A 22430-nucleotide genomic window follows, 5' to 3' on the forward strand; every position below is an offset into this window, starting at 1 on the left:
TTACTTGAAAGATCATTCATGAAACCAATGATGGAGGTGGTTACTCTGAAAGCATGTGGATTAATTGTTGAATATAACCCCTATCATAACGGACATCACTATCACTTTCAACAGGCAAAGCATGTTTCAGGTGCAGAATGTATGATTGCAGTCATGAGTGGGAACTTTTTACAACGTGGGGAACCAGCGATCGTAGATAAGTTCACAAGAGCCAAAATAGCCGTACAACAAGGAATTGACCTCGTTATTGAACTACCTTATTTTTATGCGGTTCAACATAGTGAGCTTTTTGCAAATGGTGCAGTTAAAATTTTGAACAGTCTTCAAGCTGATTCATTGTGTTTTGGAAGTGAACATGGTGAGATAGAAGACTTTAATACATTGTATCATTTCATTACGGAACACCAAGAAGACTATGATCATTATTTAACGGATGCTTTAAACCAAGGTCATTCCTATCCAAAAGCAAATGACATAGCTTTCACCAAGATTGGTGGTGAAACGTTATCTATCGATTTTGCCAAACCAAATAATATACTTGGCTATCAATATGTCAAAAATATTTATGATCTACATACAACGATAACACCATACACAATTCAACGAATAAAAAATAATTATCACGATCGTAAAATCCATGATCCGATAGCTAGTGCAACTAGTATTCGCAATCAATTACTGTCAGATCATACCAACACAAAAAAACTGAACAATACTATCCCTGCGATAACTAAAGAAAAACTTGAAGCATATAAAGAACTTCATGGTACTTGGCATTATTGGGAGGCATATTTTCCATTACTCAAATATCGAATATCAACGATGAAAAAGGAAGAATTCACCAAGATCCATGGTATCAAAGAGGGGTTAGAGAATCGAATAGTTAACACTGCAAAAAAAGCAGAGTCTTTTGCAGATTGGATGGAATGGCTAAAAACGAAAAGATATACTTGGACAAGTTTGCAACGCGTATTCACACATATCCTCACCAATACATACTCTAGCGAAATTGAAGCATTCGTGACTGAAAAACAACCGTCTGCAATCCGGATTTTAGCTATGAGTGAAAATGGACAAAACTATTTAAGTGCTAGAAAGAAAGATATTGATGTTAAATGGTATACAAGTAGTAAGCAGCCCTACCCCTATCAAGCTTTTGACGAACGAATTGATCATGCTTATTACAGTGTTTTACCGTTATCCTCACAAAAGCATTTAACAAAACAAGCCTATCAAAAACCAATATTTAAGACGCCTTAATTACGGCGTCTTATTAAACTGAGTGGAGGAATCCCACTTCTGTTTATTTAATTGTGTTTGCTCTACCCTCTTACCCGTTTAAATTTTCTAGATAGTCTAAGGCGTCATCGAAGGTATCGACAGGAATGATCTCCATGTCTGTACCGATATCTTCTGCGACTTGTTTAGCTACTTGATAGTTTGAGTCTTCTCTACCGTTTTCATTAGGTGCGAAGAAGATATCACAACCCTCACGGTCTGCTGCAACTACTTTCTTATCTATGCCGCCAATTCTCCCTACATTACCTTGATAATCAATTTCACCCGTACCTGCGATTTGATACCCTTTCGTTATATCTTCCTCTGTTAATTGATCGTAGATTTCCAACGAGAACATCAATCCTGCACTTGGACCCCCAATTTCACCACTAGAAAAAGTTAGTTCAGGCGAAACGGTCACATTTCGATTTGTAACAAGTTGAATCCCGATCCCTGGTTGCCCATTTAACGCCTCAAGTGCTTCCAAGGTTATATCTGTTTCGAAAGTCTCTTCATTTCGTTTCACTGTTAACGATATGCTATCACCAACCTTTTTCGTGGTGACATAATCAATCAAGTCTTCTGCCTCATTTATCGTGTTGCCATCGATTTCGATAATTTCATCTGCTGATTGTAAGATACCATCAGCTGGCATGTCTTCTACTACTGATACTACATAAATTCCTTGATAATCGATGTTGATCTCCTTATTTGCTGCTTCATAAGCAACAACTGTTGACGCTTCTTTTGAACTTTCCATCATCATTAATTGCATTTGTCGATATTCATCATCTGTCATCCCATCTACTAATACTTCCTCTACCGGTAGTATATCGTAATAATCTCGCCATAATGCCAGCATATATTGAAATGGTGTAGCCCTCCCACCTTGTATCGTGACAAGATGCATATCCCCTTCACTTTCTGAGGCTCCCTCTACTTCTACAACAGGATTTAGTGGATCTGCATGTCCTGGTTTATGAATATAGTAGGGTAGCTGATAGCTAAATAGTAAAAAAATGATAATCAATGCTACGAAAAAACCAATAATTCTTGCTTTACTTTTTGTCTGAAACATCTAATCCCTTCCTTCTCACAGTCTTCCAATTTTATCTGAAGATAAGTCATATTTCATCTATACAGTTGCGTATATTTAAATGAAGGACAAACTTAAAAACACTACATATTTTACTACTCATTCTGATAAACGTACAGAAAAGTGCTATTAAAGGAGTGCAAAACTTGAAGCAAAAGTTGTATTCTATTATCTATGCATCCGTCTCCGTATTTATGGCTACAATGATTATAGCCTTCCCTCAAGAAGTATTAAAAGCTAGCCAGAGAGGTTTAGATGTTTGGGCTAATGTTGTATTCCCTTCATTATTACCTTTTTTTATTGTAGCCGAATTATTAATCGCTTTTGGTGTCGTACATTTTATAGGGGTATTATTCGAACCTGTAATGAGGCCATTATTTAATGTCCCAGGTGTTGGTGGATTTGTATGGACAATGGGAATGGCTAGTGGTTATCCGTCAGGGGCAAAATTCACCGCAAGATTAAGAGAAGAAAATCAATTATCAAAAACAGAGGCAGAAAGGCTTGTCAGCTTTACAAATGCCTCTAATCCATTATTTATTATTGGAGCCGTTTCAATTGGCTTTTTTCATGATCTCAAGCTAGGTATTTTGCTTGCTATCACTCATTATACCAGCAATTTCTTGGTCGGTATTTGTATGCGATTTTACAAATACCACGAAAGAAATCGTTATTCAACACAACACTTCTCTATCTCAAAAGCTTTGTCAAAACTCCATCGTGCAAGAATGAGGGATAAAAGAGCTCTTGGGAAAATATTAGGTGATGCCGTAACCCAGTCTATTCAAACATTGCTTGTTATCGGTGGATTTATTATTCTTTTTTCGGTACTAACAGAAATCTTACGTGAGGTACAAATTGCCCAATTTATATCTGGAGGAATCACCATCATTTTAAGCTGGTTTCAAATACCGGCAGAGATGGCTTTACCACTATTGTCAGGTATATTTGAGATTACCATAGGAGCAAACGAAGTAGCTAGCGCAGATTCTTCTACTTTAATTAAAGCTATTTTAGTTTCCATTATCCTAGCCTTTAATGGTTTTTCTGTTCAGGCTCAAGTTGCTAGCATTCTTGCGGAAACAGATATCCAATTTACGCCTTACTTCTTTGCTCGTTTATTACATGGACTTTTCGCTGGCATTATTGTCACCATACTATATGTACCTGTTTATAAAAACTTACAAACAACCAATGAATCGGTCATAACAACTTTAGCACAACCATCTGTTGACAACATTCAGCAGTTATACTTAATGTTCGAACAAATGGGATTCATTATCACCTTGTCAGCTTTATTTATCAATTTGATTATTTTAATGAAAAATAAAGTGAGATTATGACCAGTAGGTGGTTAAACCACCCTATCGTCATTAGCGAAACTTATTATGGTGTTAGCGTCTGTTACTCTTAGACTTATCCTAGTGTTACTGGAAGCTTGAAGTGAAGGTCTTACAGACGTTTAGCACCGTGATAAAAATTAAACATTGCTAAACTTTTCTTTTAGTGCCTCTTCTACAACAGGAGGTACTAAATCTGACACATTTGCTTGATACTTTGCTATTTCCTTTACCATACTCGAACTCAAAAAAGAATATTGATTGTTCGTCATCATGAAAAACGTTTCAATTTCTTCATTTAGTTTTCGGTTCATGGAAGTAAGCTGTAGTTCATATTCAAAATCTGATACTGCTCTTAATCCGCGTAACACAGCTTGCGCATTTTTACTTTTAGCATAATCCATTAATAAGCCACTACATGCATCTACCGATATGTTATCGTAATCCTCTGTAGCTTTTTGTAAAAGGTGAACTCGTTCCTCAACAGTAAACAGTGGATTTTTGGATTGATTGTTAAACACAGCAACAATTATTTCGTCAAAAACTTTAGCCCCTCTTTGAATAATATCCAAGTGACCATTTGTTACTGGATCAAAGCTGCCTGGGCAAATTGCTAATCTAGTCATCATCTTTCACACCTTTCTGGAAAATCGTGATAGCGGTAGTGGTATTATATACCTCATGTTTCCATATATGATACCCTTGATACCTATCCTCCATACTAATATTTGGATCATGCTCACAAATAATGAGCCCATTTTCAGCTACTATGCCTGTTGAAGTAATACCTTGCAGCAATTTATCATAGGACACTTTATGATACGGTGGATCCAAAAAAATAGTATCGAACTCTAATGCTCTTTTTTGTAAAGCCTTTAATGCTTTAAAAGCATCATTCCGATATATTTCTACCTTATCTTGAATATGTAAATGGTTCACATTTTGATGAATAATAGAGATTGCTTTAGGTTGTTTATCCACTAAGATCGCTTTTTTCATTCCTCTACTAATAGCCTCTATAGCCAAAGCACCACTACCGGCAAATAAATCAAGACATATTCCACCTTCAAAGTAAGGCCCAATCATTTGAAATAAAGACTCTTTCACTTTGTCCCCTGTAGGTCGAGTTAATTGGTTAGGAACTGCCTGAATTCTGTTACCTTTAAAATCACCAGCAATTATTCTCAAAGCATTCCCTTCTTTCTGCTTTTTAAATCTCCCTTACTATAGCACGAAAGTAACAAAATTCTCAAATTCATTTGTATAAAAGCAATAGGTTTTGTACAAACTCTAAATATAGCAACATAAAAGTTGCTTAAATACGGAGAAGACTTACATTTCCCCATAAGTTCTTCCTCCGGTTTCTCCTCTCCCTTTATCTTTTTATTTTCTTGTAAAGAAAATAAAAAGAACCTGCAGTTATTGATGAACTGCAGGTTGTTTTTTTATATCCCCATTTTGTAGTCATATTCTTTTTCTTCTTTATCAAATGCTTTATTTTCAAAATCCGTTTTAATAAATGGTTTATAAGAGGGTTCTACTTTTGTGACAAAAGATAACTTTAACAGCGATTGATATGTATCATCCAACTTATTCTGATCAACATATATCATCGCGTATTTTAACTTTTTTGAGACATGAACCATATGACCATATTTTTTGATATGTTTAACATGCTTCATTTGATGAAACCAAACAATTAATCCTTGTCTTTTTACTAGCATCAGGCCACCTCACTTTTCACTGCATTTCGCTAAGAAGCTCTACAGCCACATCCGCTGCTTCCAGATCCACAGCCACATCCACCATCTGTAAGTGCTGCTCCATCCATTGGAACTTTTACTTTATCACTTACACTAAATGCAACTAACTGACTAATCTCATCTAGAAATTTCTGAAGATTGGTTTCAGCCATTTTATAAGCAGCAATGGATTCATGCATATCCATCTCACGTTTGGCAACACGTATTTCTTTCATTATTTTACTATAATCAGGGTGATATCTGCCAAACCTTTCTACTTCATCATAGGATTCCTTTATTTGATTAAAGCTTCTAATTAGCTCCTGTGCTTTTTCATCTTGTTCCATTACTACTTTTGCTTTATAAAAATCCTGCATGACATCAGATTCTAATACCATCTGACCTAGTGCTTCTGATTTATCTAAAATATCAACAATTTCCATTGTTGCTAACATAAACTCTTACACCTCCATATTTTTATCACGTTGGTAATCGTCCGTAACAATTCCAGTTCAAGGTTCGATTAAATCAAAAAAGCTAAGTGAAGGATAACGGACGCTAACACTCTGATAAGTTTTCTGATGATCAGTGGGGGGGTGTCCACCTACCGATCATCGTCTCACTTTATCATACCAATTATAAGGAAGAAATTAAAGAGGCAGCACTCTAATCATTCCACGAGCCTGCCATTTGCATTAATAATCGGATCATCTGTATATTTTGTTGTGCTTTTTCCATACGCTGTGGTAGCGTTTTTCCATAAAATTGCTTTGCCTCTGTTTCCAATTCGCCAATCCTACTTGGATTTCTTGTTAAATATCGATACCACTCAGGATTTAGCCGAATAAAACGCCACAAGTCTTCACGCTGCTGGATGAAACGATAAGTCTCCGGCTCCATCTAAATCCTCCTAATCCTTTGGTTTATAAAAGAAATTGTCTGATTGAGATTGGCTCGTTTGATTATTTCGAAACTGTTTAAACTGATCGATCAATGTCACAATATTATCTATAGCACCATTTAGATCATTAATATGATTTTCTACTTGATTCACATCTAATTTTTCTATATGTTTCCAAAATTTCTGATATAGTTGATTTGTAGTGGTATCTTTTGATTGATCATTGTCATGATTAGGCTTATATTTTTTCCAAGTAGGGTCTTCCTCACCTAATAAAACATATTGCTCATAAGCCTCTTGCAAACTCATTTTTCCACTTTTAATTTCCTTTATTAATAGTGGATGCTCATGAATAAATGCTTTAAATTGTTGTACAGAAGGATTGGATGCATTTTTCATTGCTGTGCTCCTCTCTTACAACCTTATCTACCACAATATATGCAAATGGCCTATTTTTGTGCTTTCAGCATTATTTTTGAATGAAATTTTGTGTGTAAAATGATTGATAAACCCCAACACCCAAATGTGTATATTCTTCTTTTAACAAAGCTTCTCGGTGGCCCTCACTGTTAAGCCATCCGTGAATTACAGCTGGAGCATCAACATAATGAGCAGCTATATTCTCCCCTGCCGATAAATAATGGGCATTAGCGGCTAACAAGCGTTCCTTCAATCCATCCCCATTCAAGCTATAATGGGAGAAATAATTCTCTTCAAGCATATCTTTACTATGAGCTTTTGCAGCATCTGCTGCCTGCTCATCCCATGATAATCTTTCCAATTCATGTACTGTACGAATTTCATTTGTTAAGTCAAATATTTGCTGTTCTAAACCTTCCTCAATAGCTTCCCATTGATCCACATCTGGTTCGCTAGCTTCTTTTATTTCACCCCAATAGAACAACTCATAAGGTTTTAACATTTCAAATGCATCTTTATTCAGCAGTCGTATACCTGCTAATTTTTCCGTAAATTGATCGATATATAACTGAGCAAATACTTCTTCAGATAGCCTTAATACAGGCCTTTGTTGCAAATCGTCTTCAGTCAATTTAAAGCGTATATGATCAAACTCAATTTCCTCTTGTAATTGATATATTTCTTCGATTTCTTCTATTGTTTGGCCAATTTCAAGCGGACTGAAGTCTAATGTAGCTGTGTTAGAATAAATACTCATAATTGTTTCATTCTGCACTGCTACCTGTATATAGAAATCTTCTTGCTTAAATATCCACCATTCAAAGTCATATAATGAAGGGTCTTTTCGATCCGGTTCTCCGTAGACAGAAACAAAATTATCAATATTTTGATTTACATATTTCCATACAGCATTTTGTTGAACGATAAGTGTATGATCTTCAGCCAAATGAACTTTATCACTTTTGGTAAGAGTAGGTTTTTTATGATAATGCACTAATTGAGGTTCATCATGTTGACTAAAGTAAAAAAGACTGAACAAAACTATTAAAAATACTATTATGATAAAAGAAACCACTTTTATTTTCATGTAACCCCACCTATTATTTACTTGTGTTAACTCCATTATATGCAACTCTATATTAATCATGAAAGTTTTTAATAGGGAATAAACTTTTTTAAATTGCATCTTTTGGCATTTCATACTATTATAGGTTTAGTGATAATTTTAGATGAGGTGAAAGTATGAAAATTACAAACACAGGAATAGAAGACGTATTAATTGATTTACAACCATTAGATCATGCGATGGCAAAAGCTAATTTTATACGGGCAGATCAGTGGGATTATGAACGTGTTACATATGATTATAAGGTTGGCTCTCCTGAAAAAAACATTACATATTATATAAGAGTACAAGGCTATGCAGTGGAAGGCGATGTTGATAGAGGTGATGCAGTAATCAAATTGCTAACACCTTTATTAGGGAAACATTATTATCCTCATGGAGTTGAGTATGGAGAGGAAGAGGAGTTTCCTGCTTCTACAGTGGAGAGAGCGTCAAAATTATTGCAAAATGCAAAAGAATATATGGAACCGTTTGTAAAATAGTTGTGCACATTCCTAATAAAAATGGCTGTATCCAGAATACAGCCGTTTTTCATAAGGGTTCTAAGTGGACACTATGATTTTGAAAGGAGTTTCAAGATTACTTAATGAAAAATCTCAATAAAAAACATATCAAATTATTTTTTGTTATCCTATTCCTACTGTTAGTAGCTATATTTATACTACCAGTTTCGATTCCCCTTTTATTAGCATTTGTTACAGCATTAATTCTGAATCCGATTGTACGATGGTTTATCAGAAAACTAAAAATAAACCGTAAACTTTCCGTTACCATTGTATTTCTCCTTTTTCTCATAATAGTCAGCATTATCGGAACATATACGGTAACCAAAATAGTTGGTCAAGTTATCAGTTTTGCTGAAAATGTACCAACTTACATTATTCAAGTAAAAGATCAATTACTTCAATGGGAAACAGAATTTGACCATTTTACTGAAGATTTACCAAAAGAACTCGTAGAAGAAGTAAATAAACAAATACAATCCACTACAACAGCTTTGAGTAACAATGTCAGTGAAATGCTACGGATTGAGGAAATTGCCAAAGTTGCTAGTAAAGTACCAGATTTTCTTGTTAGCTTAATTGTATACTTAATTGCTTTATTTATGTTCATGTTAGAAATACCTCGCTTAAAAGCTAAGGCATATAGCCATTTAAAAGAAAGCACAGCAGATAAAGTGAAATTTATGAACGACCGTTTGTCTTACGTAATTTTAGGCTTTTTTAAAGCGCAGTTTTTAGTAAGTATCATCATTTTTATTGTGACACTTATTGGTCTATACATTATAGTACCAGAATATGCGTTAATTATGTCCTTAATTATTTGGGTTATTGATTTTATACCTATTATTGGTTCGATTGCTATATTAGGTCCATGGGCTCTTTATATGCTAATTACAGGTGACTTATTTATTGGCGGGCAATTAGCTATTTTAGCTATCATTCTCCTTGCCATTAGAAGAACCGTGGAACCAAAGGTAATGGGTAAACATATCGGCTTGTCGCCTCTTGCTACACTTATTGCCATGTATGTGGGGCTCAAACTATTAGGAATCCTTGGATTTATTGTTGGACCATTGATTGTCATAGCCTTCAACTCGGCAAAAGAAGCCGGTATTATTAAGATGAATTTCAAAATCTAACCTATCTCCACTTGAAAAAAGTTACCCTTACAACTTAATGAAATACTTTTTTCAGATTAAGGCATAAAAAAGCTGAGCATATGCTCAGCTTTTTTATGTACCTAATATTGCTTTAATTAAACTTGTTGTTTCTCCGCCGTCATAGAAAACATACAATAATAAGTATACCATTACCCCTGTAATAGCACTACAAAACCAAATAACACTTGTCACAGGGCCAATTTTTTGATGTTTTTTAATATTTCGCTTAAATGCTAATGTTAAGGTTATAACACCAAAAACAGCTCCAGAAGTAGCTAATATAATGTGAAAAATTAAAAATATAGTGTAATAAATTTCTAATTCCGCTGGTCCACCAAAGCTTGTATTGCCAACGAAAATTGTCCTAGACATATAAATGATAAAGAAAGTAAGTGCACTTAATGCTCCTGCTATCATTACTTTTTTATGAGCTTTATATTGCTTTTTTACTACTAAGCGCCACCCAATAGCAACAAGAATCGCACTTAAAATAATAAAAAATGTACTTAGTGTCGGTAATAATTCCATTAGATCTTATCCTTCCAATTAAATTTGTTCTGTATGTTGGTTAGTCGGTAACGGATCGATTTTATCAGCGCCACTTCTAAACCATGGGAAGAAAATCCGGGCTAAAATTGCACCATAAATAATCTCTTGTGTAATCTTCATTACAATCCCACCAAGTTGTTGATCTTCCAATATCCCTAATGGTGAGAACATTTCGGGTCCACTTAATGACAGACTACTTAATACGTCCTCAGGCACACATAATGCCAAAGCTTGTACCCATCCGCCAGTTGCACTATAAGTTGTATATATAGTCGCATTAGCAAAAATAATAAGCGCACAAGCTGGAGTTATTAAGATTCCATTTGCTGCTATATAGCCGAGCTTAAGTAAAGGTGACATCGTATCCATCTCTTTTATTGGCGTAAAGATTGGCCACCAGACAATAAAAGCAGCGACTAAAATAGTTAATGTGATCAGAGCATGTGCAAATTCATTAGCTTTAGCGTAATCGAAAACCAATGGAATATGATAGATAGAAAATAGTCCATTAAACAACAATAAAGCGATTAAAGGCTTCGTTAATAAGCGTAATATTGGACCAATTACAGGAAAATGGAATACTTTTTTCCATACCCAAGTCGGGATACCTTTAATGATCAGAATCGGAAACAATAAGTAATATAATGCCATTTGGACCATATGGGCAGTAAACATAATATGAGATAATAAATCTATAGGAGATCCTTTAATAATATAGAGTAAGAGTAAACCACCATAGAAATAAGTAATCTGTTTAATATCCGCTTTTTTATTATCTTTTCGTTTAATAAAAAATAAATAATATAGAACTGCTAAACTAAGTATAAATAAAACATAGTATGGACTCCATAATGCTCGAAAACCAAATATTTGCAATTCTTGCCACATGTGTATCACTCCATTTTATATCGTAACAACTATTTCTTATTATACCGAACTTAACAAGTATTAAAAAGCAATATAAATATTATATTTTAACAATTTAATGAACTGCGTTAGCATTTACTTTTCCGATTCGCAAAAGATGCTATCTACCCTTAGAAAAACCGGCAAACCCCGTCGGTCCATCATTAAATACTAATTAGATGCGATTACTTTGGTAGTAATGATGAAATATTTGAACAGCTTGACCATTACTCCGGCTGTCTACTTCCTTTCCATGAAGGAATTGAAGTGTTCGACCTACGCTATCATCATGCTCTACAACGCTAGCAATAAGTAATGCCGTTGCTTTCATACAAAAAGTAGCGATCTTTTCATATATCAATTATATAAAGTCAATATACTACTACCTCTTACAAAGATTACCATAACTTCTAATAGTGGAGACCAAGCGACTGTAGCTTTTGTGTCTTCCTTGTTTGATTTGTTGGTTATCTTCATTTATTCAACAAATCTTATGACTTCCTTACTGGATTTGTTGGTTATCTCATTTTATTCAACAAATCTTATGGCTTCCTTACTGGATTTGTTGGTTATCTCATTTTATTCAACAAATCTTATGGCTTCCTTACTGGGTTTGTTGATTATCTCATTTTATTCAACAAATCTTATGACTTTCTTACTGGATTTGTTGGTTATCTCATTTTATTCAACAAATCTTATGACTTCCTTACTGGATTTGTTGATTATCTCATTTTATTCAACAAATCTTATGGCTTCCTTACTGGATTTGTTGGTTATAAAAGTTCTCAACAATAGGGTTATATACATTCATTCCATAAAATAAAAAAGCTTGAGAAGTGTGGTTTACTTCTCAAGCTTTTTGGACTACCACCAAACTAACACCACAAGTGCTAAGATTGTTAAGAATGCGGCAAATACCCCGCCATAGAACATTAAAGCCGGAATCTCATGTCCTTTATGACTCATATGCATAAAGTAATATATTTGAAAACCAACTTGGATAGCTGCTAAAACCAATAAAACAGGAATAACAAACAGTTTATCCAGTTCAGCTTCAACCATTGAAAAAGCAACAATGGTGAAAATAATCATTAAAGAAAAAGTAATAACTTGTTGCTTCATTTCATCTTTTCTTTTTTGCTTTTCAAAATCAAATTGATCAGTAGTTCCAGATACTTTGTCAGCCATTTGTTAAAGCACCCCCATGAGATAAACTACTGTAAAGATAAATACCCATACGACGTCAATAAAGTGCCAGTAAAGACTAGCAATATAAAATTTTGGTGCATTGTATAAATTTAATCCTCGTTTTGCATTTCGGATCATTAGTGCTATGATCCATAACAGACCAAAGACAACGTGACCTCCGTGGAAACCAACAAGTGTATAGAATGCTGAACCAAATGCTGAAGATCTCATTGTAAATTCATACCCATGAATATAATGATAAAACTCATAAATTTCACAGCCAAGGAAACCAAGGCCAAGAGCAACCGTAATCCCTAACCAAATTTGCATCTTTTTAAAATCATGGTTTTTCATATGGTACATTGCATAAACACTCGTTAAAGAACTAGTCAATAGCAACATAGTCATAATGAAAACTAACTCAAGTCCGAATAATTCTTCTGATGAACTGCCGCCATTTGTAGAATCCTTTAGAGCTAAATAAGTACCAAATAAACTAGCAAAAAGAACCGTTTCTCCACCTAGGAAAAACCAAAAACCCATAAATTTGTTTTTACCTTCTAAGGTGGCTTTTTCAGGGTCATGAGGCATATGTTTTGGATTTAGCACATCGTGTTCACTCATTATTCCTCTGCCTCCTTCTTCAAGTCTTCTTTATGGATATGGTAACCTAGGTCATCTTTAACTGATCTGATTAACATACACCCTAGTGTGATACCCATACCGATAAATAATACAATTAGCCATGATAAATCATACTTTTGATAAATGAAACCAAAGCCTGCAATAAATAAACCTAAAGACATTACAAACGGTAAGAAAGAATTATTTGGCATATGAATATCTGTAAGTGGTTCGGCTGGTGTCATACCTTTTCTTCCTTCTGTTTTTTCCACCCATAATGGGTCTAAACCACGAACTAATGGTAATTGCTTAAAATTATAGAATGGTGGAGGTGATGGTATTGCCCATTCTAATGTACGTGCATCCCATGGATCCCCACTCACTTTTTCATTTTTTACAGAAGTTTTAATAATATTGATTAATAAAACAATCGTACCAATTCCCATTAAGAAAGCACCAATTGTACTGATCAAGTTTCCTAAATCAAGTCCTTGTCCTTCTAAATATACCCAATAACGTCTAGGCATACCCATTAAACCTAAGAAATGTTGGATAAAGAACGTCAAGTGGAAACCAATAAAGAATAACCAGAAAGTAATCTTTCCTAATTTATCATCTAAGATTGTACCAAACATCTTAGGCCACCAATAGTGTGTACCTGCAAGCAATGCAAATACAACCCCTCCAACTATTACATAGTGGAAGTGTGCGACAACGAAATACGTATCATGGTACTGAAAGTCAGCAGATGCTGCTGCAACCATAACACCTGTCATACCACCAAGAGTAAATGTAGGTATAAAACCTAAAGCCCACAACATTGGCGTATTTATCTGGATATTACCACCCCAAAGGGTAAACAACCAGTTAAAAATCTTAATACCTGTCGGAACAGCAATCGCCATTGTAGCAACAGCGAAAATAGAGTTTGCTGCTGGCCCCATACCTACTGTAAACATATGGTGAGCCCATACCATAAATCCTAAGAAACCGATTAAAACTGTTGCGAACACCATTGCTGTATAACCAAATAAGCGCTTCTTAGAAAAAGTTGAAATAATTTCACTAAAAATACCAAAAGCAGGTAAAGCCAAAATATACACTTCAGGGTGTCCAAAGATCCAAAACAAGTGTTGCCATATGACGGAGTTACCACCCATGGCAGGATCAAAGAAACCTGCACCGAATAATCGGTCAAACATCATTAAAAATAAACCTACTGTTAATGCTGGAAATGCAAATAAAATAAGTGCACTTGCAACAAAAGCAGTCCATGTAAATAGTGGCATTCTCATATAAGTCATACCTGGTGCACGCATGTTTACAATCGTTACTAGGAAGTTAATACCACCTATCAATGTACCCGCACCTGAAATTTGCAGACCTAGTACATAGTAGTCTACCCCTTCACCTAGTGAAGTAGTAGAAAGCGGTGCATATGCTGTCCAACCAGCATCTGCGGCTCCACCTGTAAACCAACCAACGTTTAACATAATTCCACCAAATAAAAATAACCAAAAACCTAATGAGTTTAAAAACGGGAATGCAACATCACGCGCCCCAATTTGTAAAGGCACTACTGCATTCATAAACGCAAAGATTAACGGCATTGCTGCCAGAAATATCATCGTTGTACCGTGCATTGTGATTAACTCGTTATAAAAACCTGCACTTACAAAGTCGTTCATCGGCTGCACTAATTGCCATCTAATAGCTAATGCTTCTAAACCACCAAGGATAAAGAAGAAACCACCAGCTACGAGGTATAAAATAGCAATCTTCTTATGGTCTACTGTTGTTAAGTAATCCCATAATGTGGCACCGAAGCCTTTTTTGTTCGTAGCTACCATAGTACTCACGTTAAGTTAACCTCCCTTTAGTTCTCATTTGCTTCATTTTCTCTAAATTGCTGAACACTGTCTACTGGTTCATCTGTAGCTTTTAATTCTAGTAAGAAATCAGCGATTTTATCCGCCTCTTCTTGCCCAATCGTATTTTCCTCCAAATATGGTGCATCTAACATTCCGTTTCCTGGTTTTACTTCAGCAGGGTCTACAATCCAGTTAACTATTTCTTCTTTACTGAAGTCATTGATGCCAGCAACCTTTGTACGGTTAGCAAAGTCTGCTAAGTTAGGACCAACAACAGGATGATTCGCACTTGCGTCAATAGCATGACAGCTTATACAGCTATTTTCAAATAGCTCCTGCCCTTCCTGAGCAGTAGCAGATTCAGCTGTGTATTCCGGATCAGTGTTTTGCATTGCAGTTACCCACTCATCGTATTCTTCTTGACTGACGGCAACAATTTTAAAGTCCATTAGCGAGTGAGAATCTCCACAGAACTCTGTACATTTCCCCCAATAAACACCTTCTTCATATGCCTCAATGTACATGGTGTTTTCGTTTTCAGGACTTACATCCATCTTACCTGATATGGATGGGACCCAAAATGAGTGAATGACATCACTGGACATCATGTTTAAATAAATTCTTTCATCAACAGGAATATAAAGCTCCTGGCTTGTTTGAATCTCTTCATTTGGATACTCGAAATTCCACCAGAACTGAAGGCCTGTTACATTAACATTAATACTGTCTTCTTTTTCTGATTCATCTGCTAAATCATATGTACTAGCGATAGTCGGAACAGCAATAATAATTAATAGTAATATAGGAATCACTGTCCAAACCACTTCTAACGTTTTGTTCCCCTCTGTTTGTTTAGGGATTTGGTCTTCTTGTCCTTTTCTCTGGCGATACTTCAAAACAACATACACATATATTGCCATAACAACAACAAAGACCACAATCATTACAAGGATTGAAATAATAATGACATTAAATGATTGTTCTGCCCCATATCCTTTTGGTACTAATGCAGTTAAGTTATCTTTACCGCACGCAGAAAGTATGATTACCAAAAAAGAAAATAATGACAGAGTTCGGATTTTTCCCATCCAATCTTTCATGTTTAACCCTCTCTTTCTTTTTAACTTAATATATTATTTAGAAAAACTTGAATAAAATCAAGTTCTACTGACGAAATTTATTCTATTATAGCAAATTACTAGGTAAAGTTATAATAATCATCGAAAAGAAAATTGCTGTTAAATACAATAATGAATAAACAAACATTTGGTTGGACCATTTTTTATTATCAATCGTAAACAGCCCTTTAATTGCTAAGGCTAACCAACCTATATTTAATATTGTCCCTAACAGAACAAAAATAAATCCTAATTCATGTAATAAAAAAGGAATCGGTAGTAAACATACTACATATACAATCATTTGGCGTTTCGTGATATCAATTCCGTGTACCACTGGTAACATCGGAATATTAGCATCTTGATAATCATCCACTTTTTTCAGCGCTATCGCAAGAAAGTGTGGAGTCTGCCAAATAAAAATAAGTAAAAACAAAATCCAAGCAATAACATGTAAATCAGGGTCAACTGCTGACCATCCAATTAGAGGAGGTACCGCACCTGATAAGCTTCCAATTGCAGTGTTGATCGTATAGCGCCGCTTTGACCACATGGTGTATAACACAACATAACTAAGCCACCCGATCACACCAAAAATTGCTGTTTGAATAGAAGCTAAGGATAATATTAATACACCCACTACAGATAACGAAATACCGATTATTAAGACATGTAATAAATCAATACTTCCGGTCACCGTAGGACGTTTTTTTGTTCTTTTCATCACTTGATCAATGTCCCGATCATAGTAATTATTGATGACACAGCCACCAGCAATTACAAATGCTGTACCGACAAGTGTTACTAATAATACATGCCAATATAGAGATAAGGAGGCACCCGTATAGAATAAGGCTAACCAAAATCCAGCAAACGCAGTCATTGTATTCGAATTAATAATACCGACTTTCATCAATGATTTAAGTTCAGACCATTTATACAAATATTCACTTGTAGGAGTTGATAATATCGGCTCATTCGAAGAAAACCCCATTTTATCCATCTTAGTAGTTACCTCCTTTCCATCATTTCAAAACATAAAAGTTTATTATTTTAACACAATAGTTGTATCCATTATAAACTATCAAACAATGATATTGTATCATGTATTTAACCGCTTCGCTATTTATGTTGAATATTGATTTTGAATTTTGACATTTCTGTGAACAATTGATTCAGATAGTACTTAGTCGACACGAATGTAGGTTTATTTGTTATAATAAATAGGATTTTGATTTCAACGCTTTCTATTATACCCTATTTATTTCTAGCATAATACATAAATACTTTGCAAGAAATATATGTAATTAAATAAGTTTGCAGAAATTTTGATGAGTCATAGTAGAATGATCTAAAGTTTATGAGGTGTAGTGATGATGAAATTTTTAAAATATTTATCGATAGTATCAACATTTGCCATGATTGGGGTTTTAGTCGGTGGTGCATTAGTAACAAAAACAGAATCTGGAATGGGCTGTGGGGCTAACTGGCCATTCTGTTACGGCAACTGGTCTATGGAAATGTTCATTGAACTAAGTCATCGTATCGTTTCTTCAGCTGCAGGAGTTTTAGTCCTGTTATTATCGATTATTTCTTGGCGAAAAATAGGACATATTCGTGAAACCAAGTTTTTAGCATTCATTTCAATTTTTTTTCTTGTGGCACAAGGCTTAATCGGGGCTGCAGCTGTTTTATGGCCACAATCCGACTTTGTATTAGCACTACATTTTGGAATTTCTTTAATTTCATTTGCGGCAGTTTTACTATTAACCATATTAATATTCGAAGTCGATCACAAATTTGATGCAGATTCATTAATTATTTCTTCTTCTTTTCGAAAACAATTTATTTGGCTAACTATTTACATAATGGTAGTAGTTTATTCTGGAGCACTTGTAAGACACATTGATTCTAGCTTGGCGTGCCCTAGTTGGCCATTTTGTGAAGCTAATCAACCTTTAAGCTTTGATTATCATCTAGGTCAGTGGGTACAAATGGGACATCGTTTGTTAGCTGGTATCGCATTTATTTGGACATGGTTAATATTTTTTAAAATCAGAAAGCATTATCGGAATAGTCGTGTCATGTATTACGGTTGGGGAATTGCTACCTTCTTTATTACTATCCAGGTGATTTTAGGTGGGCTGGTCATTTTCACGAAAGTTAATCTCGTGATCGCACTATTACATGCACTATTTATTACCTTATTTTTCGGTTTATTATGTTACTTTTTATTACTGTCCAATCGTAGCATAAAAAGGTAATGAACAAAGTGATGTATATCACTACAATAATATACAATGAACACTATTTTTACTTGAGTTATATATAAATAAGAAAAACCGGCAAACACCGCCGGTCCATTATTACTTTGATAGTAATGATGAAATATTTGAACAGTTTGACCACCACTCCGGCTGCCCACTTCCCTTTACGTGGGCTTTGGCCTTCTGCTAACTTTTTTGAGCAAAACCCGCTCAAAAAAGTGGATCTTCAGGTCAAACAATTGCCACAGGAGTGGAAGCGGTCGGCCTCCGCTAAGATCTGCTCTACAACATATGTCAGAGCTAAAAACTTGGATTACTACCCCATAAAAACACTAAAATATAGCATTAAAATCTCTAAAAAGTTGTGATACCAATGTTTATATACTTTCCTTACAAGCCAAAAAAGCAAAGCCATGATCAGCTTTGCTTTTTATGATGAATAATTCCTTCTTAATCTACCTGTTGTTCGCGTATCTTGGAAATTAGTTTCTTCCGATTCAGTTGTTTCACCATTAAATCGTTGATAATTCACATGGCGGGCAATATTATTTAAAATACCAACAGAGAATAATAGCATAATTAATGAAGATCCTCCTGCACTCACGAATGGCAAAGGCACACCCGTTATCGGTAGTAATCCACTAATAGCTCCTAAGTTAACAACAGCTTGTATGCCAACCATGGAAGAAATCCCGATTGCTAAAAGAGTACCAAAAGGATTCTCACATTTCTTAGCGATAAATAACCCTCTTATGACAATAATACTTAAGTTCACCAGCACAAATAACACACCGAAGAGACCTAGTTCTTCAGCAATAACGGCCATAATAAAATCACTTTCAGCTTGAGTTAAATAGCCTAATTTCTGAATGCCCTGTCCAATCCCTACACCTGATAATCCGCCTGTACCAATAGCTATGTATGATTGTATAAGCTGATATCCATCCCCAGCGATATCTTCAAATGGTTGATAAGCCCCAGTAAACCTCGAAATTCTTTCATCGGATACCATATGTAATCCAACTGCACTTAATACAATCAAACCAGTAAGTACCAATAACGACAAATGTTTAAACTTTATTCCCGAACTAAATATTACTGTACACGCAATGGCGAAAACAATTGCAGCTGTACCGACATCGGGTTGCTTGATAATTAATGCTGTTAGAGCACTCGTAATAATTAACGGAGGTATAACAGCTTTAAAAAAATCGTCTATGTAATTGAGTTTTTTTGTATAAATGGCAGCCAAATAAATAATCAAACCAATTTTGACGAATTCTGCTGGCTGTACGGAAAATGGACCTATCGCCACCCATGATTTTGCATTATTTAAAGTATTTCCAAAGAAATCTACCCAGATAAGACTAATAAACATGATAAGAACGATCCACTTCGTTAACTTAAGGTACAAAGTGTATTTAAAAAAGCTAGCAAATAGAAAGAACCCCAAACCAATAAGCAAATACATAGCTTGTTTTAATGCTAAAGAATAAGCCGGATCTTCCCGCACTACTACCGATGTAACCATACTCGCACTATACACCATAACTACACCGAAACCAGCTAACAACAATGGTGATATCATCAATAAAAAGTCAAACGTTTTAGTTTTTTGTTTCATAACGATTACCTCAGAATCTTGTAGATTATTACTCTTATTTTATCATAATCAAGTAAGCTTTTAACATAGGACATTTTATATAAAGTAGGACTATGTTTAATAGGGGTTTTGACCCCCACTGATCATTAGTGTTAGCGTCTGTTCATTCTCACTTAGCTACCTTGTTTTACTTGATACTTGAAGTAGGGCTTACAGAAGATTAGTACCCTGATAAATCTGCTTTTAAATACAAAAACCTTGCCTAGTCTGGCAAAGTTTTTACGTGTTAAAACATTATGCTTTCTGTGATGCCTCATGTAAAACATTCAACTGTCTTTCAAGATTTTCTAATAATGCTTTTCCATCTTCTTCTCTTATTAAATGTAGCCTCACAGCAAAATCTATTTCTCTTGATAAACCAAACATTTGTGTATCCAATACTTCTTCGTATAAAGGGCATTGTGGCATCGTTAAATTATCTATCTGAACTTTTATTAATTGCAAAATTTTATCCGCATCTGCCTTTAGAAGGGCATAGGCTTGCTCTTCTTTACTTAAAGCCACTTCAGGTATCAACTAAATCCCCTCCGTATTAAAACTTCTACTTTTAATATTATCGTGAAAAAGACAAAAATGCAAGATTACTGTTATTATATATATTCTCGATAAATTAAAATAGTATTAAATTAATAGAATAATGGATGTGGAATGCATTTTCCTTTATTGTTTGCTATCCTAAGAAGTAACGTAAATTAAAGAGGTGAAGTAAAGTGATCATTCAAATTAAGGGCAATGTTAAATATCCAATAACACTCGACCCAAGTGTATGGATTTTTGATGACAGAAAAGTGAAATTAGAAGAGGCATTTACGCCATCTACTGTTCTAAATGAAGATGTAATCGAATCCAATAGTAAATTAAATAAGCCACCTGTCAATCATAGTATAAAAAAGTATAATAAGAAGGAATTATTAGAACATTCCTATCTTATGCCTATTAAAGAATTCATTGAAAATGCTGAAGCAGATAAACAAGTATCCGAAGCAATATTAAATACAACAGATAATAACAAATTTAAAATTACATATGGTGAATTATTGGAATCGTTTTTATTATTTTCTATTGATGGTAAACAAATAAAAGAAAAAGGTCCTGCTTATTTATATTATGGAGATGGTTCAAATCGGGATGAACCAATAAAGGGAATTAAGGTTATTGAACTAAGATAGATATGTTGTACCTCCTTTCTTCTTCTCGCAAGTATATTTTATTAATTTAAACAAAAAATATACAGAGAAGAAGGAGGGATTTTTTTATGAAGTACATTTATTTATTGTGCTTTTTAGCTGTTTTGATTGGTTGTCAGCAGGATGTACAAGAGAATAAATTCGCTCAGAATTCGGATGACTTTGGAGCAGTTCAAGTTAAGAACTCTGATCCAACAACGACAGATGATATGGGTAATCAAGAAAAAGCACAATATTTGGCTAATTTGGCAAGTAAGGTGCCGAATGTAAATGATGCATCTGCTCTAATTACGAATCGTGGTGTCATCGTCAGCATAGATGTCGATGAAGATTTAGACCGTTCACATGTAGGTTCAATCAAATTCTCCGTTTTGGAAGCTTTAGAACATGACCCATTTGGAAGAAAAGCAATTATCGTAGCTGATGCTGACTTACATGAACGAATACAAGGTATGGGACAAAAAATCCAGGATGGTCATCCGATTGAAGCTATTACAGAAGAACTGGCTAACATTACTGGTCGCTGGATGCCAGAATTACCTTTAAACGAAAATCAGTCGGATAACGAAGACCAAAATAAGCAAATAATGGAAGAAAATGAAGAAGAACAGCTTGAAGAAATTAAAGAAGAGCAATCAAACCATCAGACAAATCGTTAAATATTGAAACTGAACAAAATAAAACCGCATGAAATAATTTATTTCATGCGGTTTTATTTTGTAGTTAATTCATGCCCCGACTTCTTTTTACTGTCTTACTTTATTATAATAGTGAACTCCAAATTGTGACCCCTCTGCTACCATATCTGCATTTTCTAAATTATCTTTACCCGGGTCGCCAGCTTCTTCAATTGGTAAATGAGATTCATTCTTTTGCATAGAATTTTTCCATTCATTCCATTTATTCATAAGCCTGTCTCTTTTCGACTTATCCATTAACACAAACGATATAGAGGTAGTTATCCCAGCTGCTCCTATCATTCCTACTATACTTCTTTTGCGCACCTTCATCATCCTTTCGCATTTCTTCTTATTATAGCTATACCCAGACATCAATCGTTAAAACATTTTTTTCACAAGTTAATATTACTTAAAATATTTAGGCAAGTTCATTTAAAGTAGTGATATTTTGAATATACAAAGTACGACAAACAGGACATGACTGACTAATGAAAGAAAAACTAAGACCTTAGCCACTAACAATTATGTGAAATATGAAAAATGTGAAATTTGTGTTACAATAATGAGAAATAGGTACTGTTTATATTTGAGGTGAAACAATGCGAGTAAAATGTGTCATTTGTGATAAAATAAATAAAATCGATAATGATTGCCCCAAAGCTAAGAAATTGCGTAATCGGCTCATCCACACGTATATGTGCCCTGAGTGCGATAAACGTATTAAAGAAAATACAATCAACAGACATAAAACTGGTAATTTTAAACTTTATCGAAAAAAAGAAGTACAAGACCAGTATTTATCATAAACAAA

General features: G+C 34.6%; 25 protein-coding genes and 1 pseudogene. 8 read left to right on the forward strand and 18 right to left on the reverse strand.

Features of this window, described 5'->3' with window-relative positions; genetic code table 11:
• Positions 1–18 precede the first annotated feature (18 nt).
• Entirely contained in the window at positions 19–1260 is a 1242-nt protein-coding gene (locus J5J03_RS10280) for a nucleotidyltransferase (RefSeq protein WP_208589343.1), read from the forward strand.
• 70 nt (positions 1261–1330) lie between these two features.
• Here J5J03_RS10280 and J5J03_RS10285 read toward each other — a convergent pair whose 3' ends face one another.
• Positions 1331–2356, reverse strand: a complete 1026-nt coding sequence (locus J5J03_RS10285) for a SepM family pheromone-processing serine protease (protein ID WP_208589344.1) — start codon at positions 2354–2356, stop codon at positions 1331–1333.
• Positions 2357–2520: 164 nt separating this feature from the next.
• Between J5J03_RS10285 and ylbJ the strand changes: the two genes are divergently transcribed.
• Positions 2521–3717: a sporulation integral membrane protein YlbJ gene (gene ylbJ / locus J5J03_RS10290; RefSeq protein ID WP_208589345.1), complete on the forward strand. Its 1197-nt coding sequence runs from the start codon at positions 2521–2523 to the stop codon at positions 3715–3717.
• A gap of 137 nt (positions 3718–3854) precedes the next feature.
• Here the strand turns inward: ylbJ and coaD are convergent, their stop codons facing one another.
• From coaD to J5J03_RS10325, 7 genes and pseudogenes are all read right to left on the reverse strand, one after another.
• Positions 3855–4340: a pantetheine-phosphate adenylyltransferase gene (gene coaD, locus J5J03_RS10295; RefSeq protein WP_208589347.1), complete on the reverse strand. Its 486-nt coding sequence runs from the start codon at positions 4338–4340 to the stop codon at positions 3855–3857.
• Positions 4333–4905 (reverse strand): annotated as a pseudogene (rsmD, locus tag J5J03_RS10300) (16S rRNA (guanine(966)-N(2))-methyltransferase RsmD); the annotation flags it as partial. The gene coaD and the pseudogene rsmD, both read right to left, overlap by 8 nt.
• Positions 4906–5159: 254 nt before the next feature.
• Positions 5160–5438, reverse strand: coding sequence for a YlbG family protein (locus J5J03_RS10305; RefSeq protein ID WP_208589350.1), 279 nt, complete (start codon positions 5436–5438; stop codon positions 5160–5162).
• A 29-nt stretch (positions 5439–5467) separates the two neighbouring features.
• Entirely contained in the window at positions 5468–5911 is a 444-nt protein-coding gene (locus tag J5J03_RS10310) for a YlbF family regulator (protein WP_208589352.1), read from the reverse strand.
• A 211-nt stretch (positions 5912–6122) separates the two neighbouring features.
• Complete coding sequence (locus tag J5J03_RS10315) at positions 6123–6356, reverse strand: YlbE-like family protein (RefSeq protein WP_208589353.1); 234 nt, start codon at positions 6354–6356, stop codon at positions 6123–6125.
• Between the two features lie 10 nt (positions 6357–6366).
• Positions 6367–6756 (reverse strand): spore coat protein YlbD, encoded by a 390-nt coding sequence (gene ylbD / locus J5J03_RS10320; RefSeq protein ID WP_208589354.1) that lies wholly within the window; start codon positions 6754–6756, stop codon positions 6367–6369.
• A 70-nt stretch (positions 6757–6826) separates the two neighbouring features.
• Positions 6827–7864: a CAP domain-containing protein gene (locus J5J03_RS10325; RefSeq protein WP_208589355.1), complete on the reverse strand. Its 1038-nt coding sequence runs from the start codon at positions 7862–7864 to the stop codon at positions 6827–6829.
• A 155-nt stretch (positions 7865–8019) separates the two neighbouring features.
• Between J5J03_RS10325 and J5J03_RS10330 the strand changes: the two genes are divergently transcribed.
• Positions 8020–8385, forward strand: a complete 366-nt coding sequence (locus tag J5J03_RS10330) for a YugN family protein (protein WP_208589356.1) — start codon at positions 8020–8022, stop codon at positions 8383–8385.
• A 104-nt stretch (positions 8386–8489) separates the two neighbouring features.
• The gene (ytvI, locus tag J5J03_RS10335) at positions 8490–9545 is read left to right on the forward strand and encodes a sporulation integral membrane protein YtvI (RefSeq protein ID WP_208589357.1); all 1056 of its coding nucleotides are present in this window, start codon (positions 8490–8492) and stop codon (positions 9543–9545) included.
• Between the two features lie 93 nt (positions 9546–9638).
• On the opposite strand, the gene J5J03_RS10340 is transcribed toward ytvI, so the two are convergent.
• The 7 genes from J5J03_RS10340 to cyoE all read right to left on the reverse strand — a co-directional run bounded on the left by J5J03_RS10340 (position 9639) and on the right by cyoE (position 16825).
• Positions 9639–10094, reverse strand: a complete 456-nt coding sequence (locus J5J03_RS10340; RefSeq protein ID WP_208589359.1) for a DUF420 domain-containing protein — start codon at positions 10092–10094, stop codon at positions 9639–9641.
• Between the two features lie 18 nt (positions 10095–10112).
• The gene (gene ctaG, locus J5J03_RS10345; protein WP_208589361.1) at positions 10113–11003 is read right to left on the reverse strand and encodes a cytochrome c oxidase assembly factor CtaG; all 891 of its coding nucleotides are present in this window, start codon (positions 11001–11003) and stop codon (positions 10113–10115) included.
• Between the two features lie 882 nt (positions 11004–11885).
• A complete protein-coding gene (ctaF, locus tag J5J03_RS10350) occupies positions 11886–12209 on the reverse strand; it encodes a cytochrome c oxidase subunit IVB (protein WP_208589363.1) in 324 nt (107 codons plus the stop codon).
• A 3-nt stretch (positions 12210–12212) separates the two neighbouring features.
• Positions 12213–12833, reverse strand: a complete 621-nt coding sequence (locus tag J5J03_RS10355; protein WP_208589365.1) for a cytochrome (ubi)quinol oxidase subunit III — start codon at positions 12831–12833, stop codon at positions 12213–12215.
• Positions 12833–14683 (reverse strand): cytochrome c oxidase subunit I, encoded by a 1851-nt coding sequence (gene ctaD, locus J5J03_RS10360; RefSeq protein ID WP_231710695.1) that lies wholly within the window; start codon positions 14681–14683, stop codon positions 12833–12835. The genes J5J03_RS10355 and ctaD overlap by 1 nt, the downstream gene beginning before the upstream one ends.
• A 26-nt stretch (positions 14684–14709) precedes the next feature.
• The gene (gene coxB / locus J5J03_RS10365; RefSeq protein ID WP_208589369.1) at positions 14710–15804 is read right to left on the reverse strand and encodes a cytochrome c oxidase subunit II; all 1095 of its coding nucleotides are present in this window, start codon (positions 15802–15804) and stop codon (positions 14710–14712) included.
• 85 nt (positions 15805–15889) lie between these two features.
• On the reverse strand, positions 15890–16825 hold the full coding sequence (gene cyoE / locus J5J03_RS10370) for a heme o synthase (protein ID WP_208589372.1): 936 nt from the start codon (positions 16823–16825) through the stop codon (positions 15890–15892).
• Positions 16826–17195: 370 nt separating this feature from the next.
• Here cyoE and J5J03_RS10375 point away from each other — a divergent pair, with 370 nt between their 5' ends.
• On the forward strand, positions 17196–18086 hold the full coding sequence (locus J5J03_RS10375) for a COX15/CtaA family protein (RefSeq protein WP_208589374.1): 891 nt from the start codon (positions 17196–17198) through the stop codon (positions 18084–18086).
• A 433-nt stretch (positions 18087–18519) separates the two neighbouring features.
• Here the strand turns inward: J5J03_RS10375 and J5J03_RS10380 are convergent, their stop codons facing one another.
• A complete protein-coding gene (locus J5J03_RS10380) occupies positions 18520–19713 on the reverse strand; it encodes an FtsW/RodA/SpoVE family cell cycle protein (RefSeq protein ID WP_208589376.1) in 1194 nt (397 codons plus the stop codon).
• A 273-nt stretch (positions 19714–19986) separates the two neighbouring features.
• On the reverse strand, positions 19987–20268 hold the full coding sequence (locus tag J5J03_RS10385) for a YlaN family protein (protein WP_153835369.1): 282 nt from the start codon (positions 20266–20268) through the stop codon (positions 19987–19989).
• A gap of 194 nt (positions 20269–20462) precedes the next feature.
• On the opposite strand from J5J03_RS10385, the gene J5J03_RS10390 reads away from it, so the two are divergent.
• On the forward strand, positions 20463–20921 hold the full coding sequence (locus J5J03_RS10390; protein ID WP_208589378.1) for a hypothetical protein: 459 nt from the start codon (positions 20463–20465) through the stop codon (positions 20919–20921).
• 86 nt (positions 20922–21007) lie between these two features.
• Positions 21008–21598, forward strand: coding sequence for a YhcN/YlaJ family sporulation lipoprotein (locus J5J03_RS10395; RefSeq protein WP_208589379.1), 591 nt, complete (start codon positions 21008–21010; stop codon positions 21596–21598).
• Positions 21599–21685: 87 nt separating this feature from the next.
• Here J5J03_RS10395 and J5J03_RS10400 read toward each other — a convergent pair whose 3' ends face one another.
• Positions 21686–21949 carry a hypothetical protein gene (locus J5J03_RS10400; protein ID WP_231710696.1) on the reverse strand — a complete coding sequence of 88 codons (264 nt, stop codon included), beginning with the start codon at positions 21947–21949 and terminating at the stop codon, positions 21686–21688.
• Positions 21950–22218: 269 nt separating this feature from the next.
• Here J5J03_RS10400 and J5J03_RS10405 point away from each other — a divergent pair, with 269 nt between their 5' ends.
• Positions 22219–22425 carry a YlaI family protein gene (locus J5J03_RS10405; protein ID WP_208589381.1) on the forward strand — a complete coding sequence of 69 codons (207 nt, stop codon included), beginning with the start codon at positions 22219–22221 and terminating at the stop codon, positions 22423–22425.
• The last annotated feature ends 5 nt before the right edge of the window (positions 22426–22430 follow it).

The organism is Gracilibacillus suaedae, assembly GCF_017599345.1.
Taxonomy (GTDB): domain Bacteria; phylum Bacillota; class Bacilli; order Bacillales; family Amphibacillaceae; genus Gracilibacillus; species Gracilibacillus suaedae.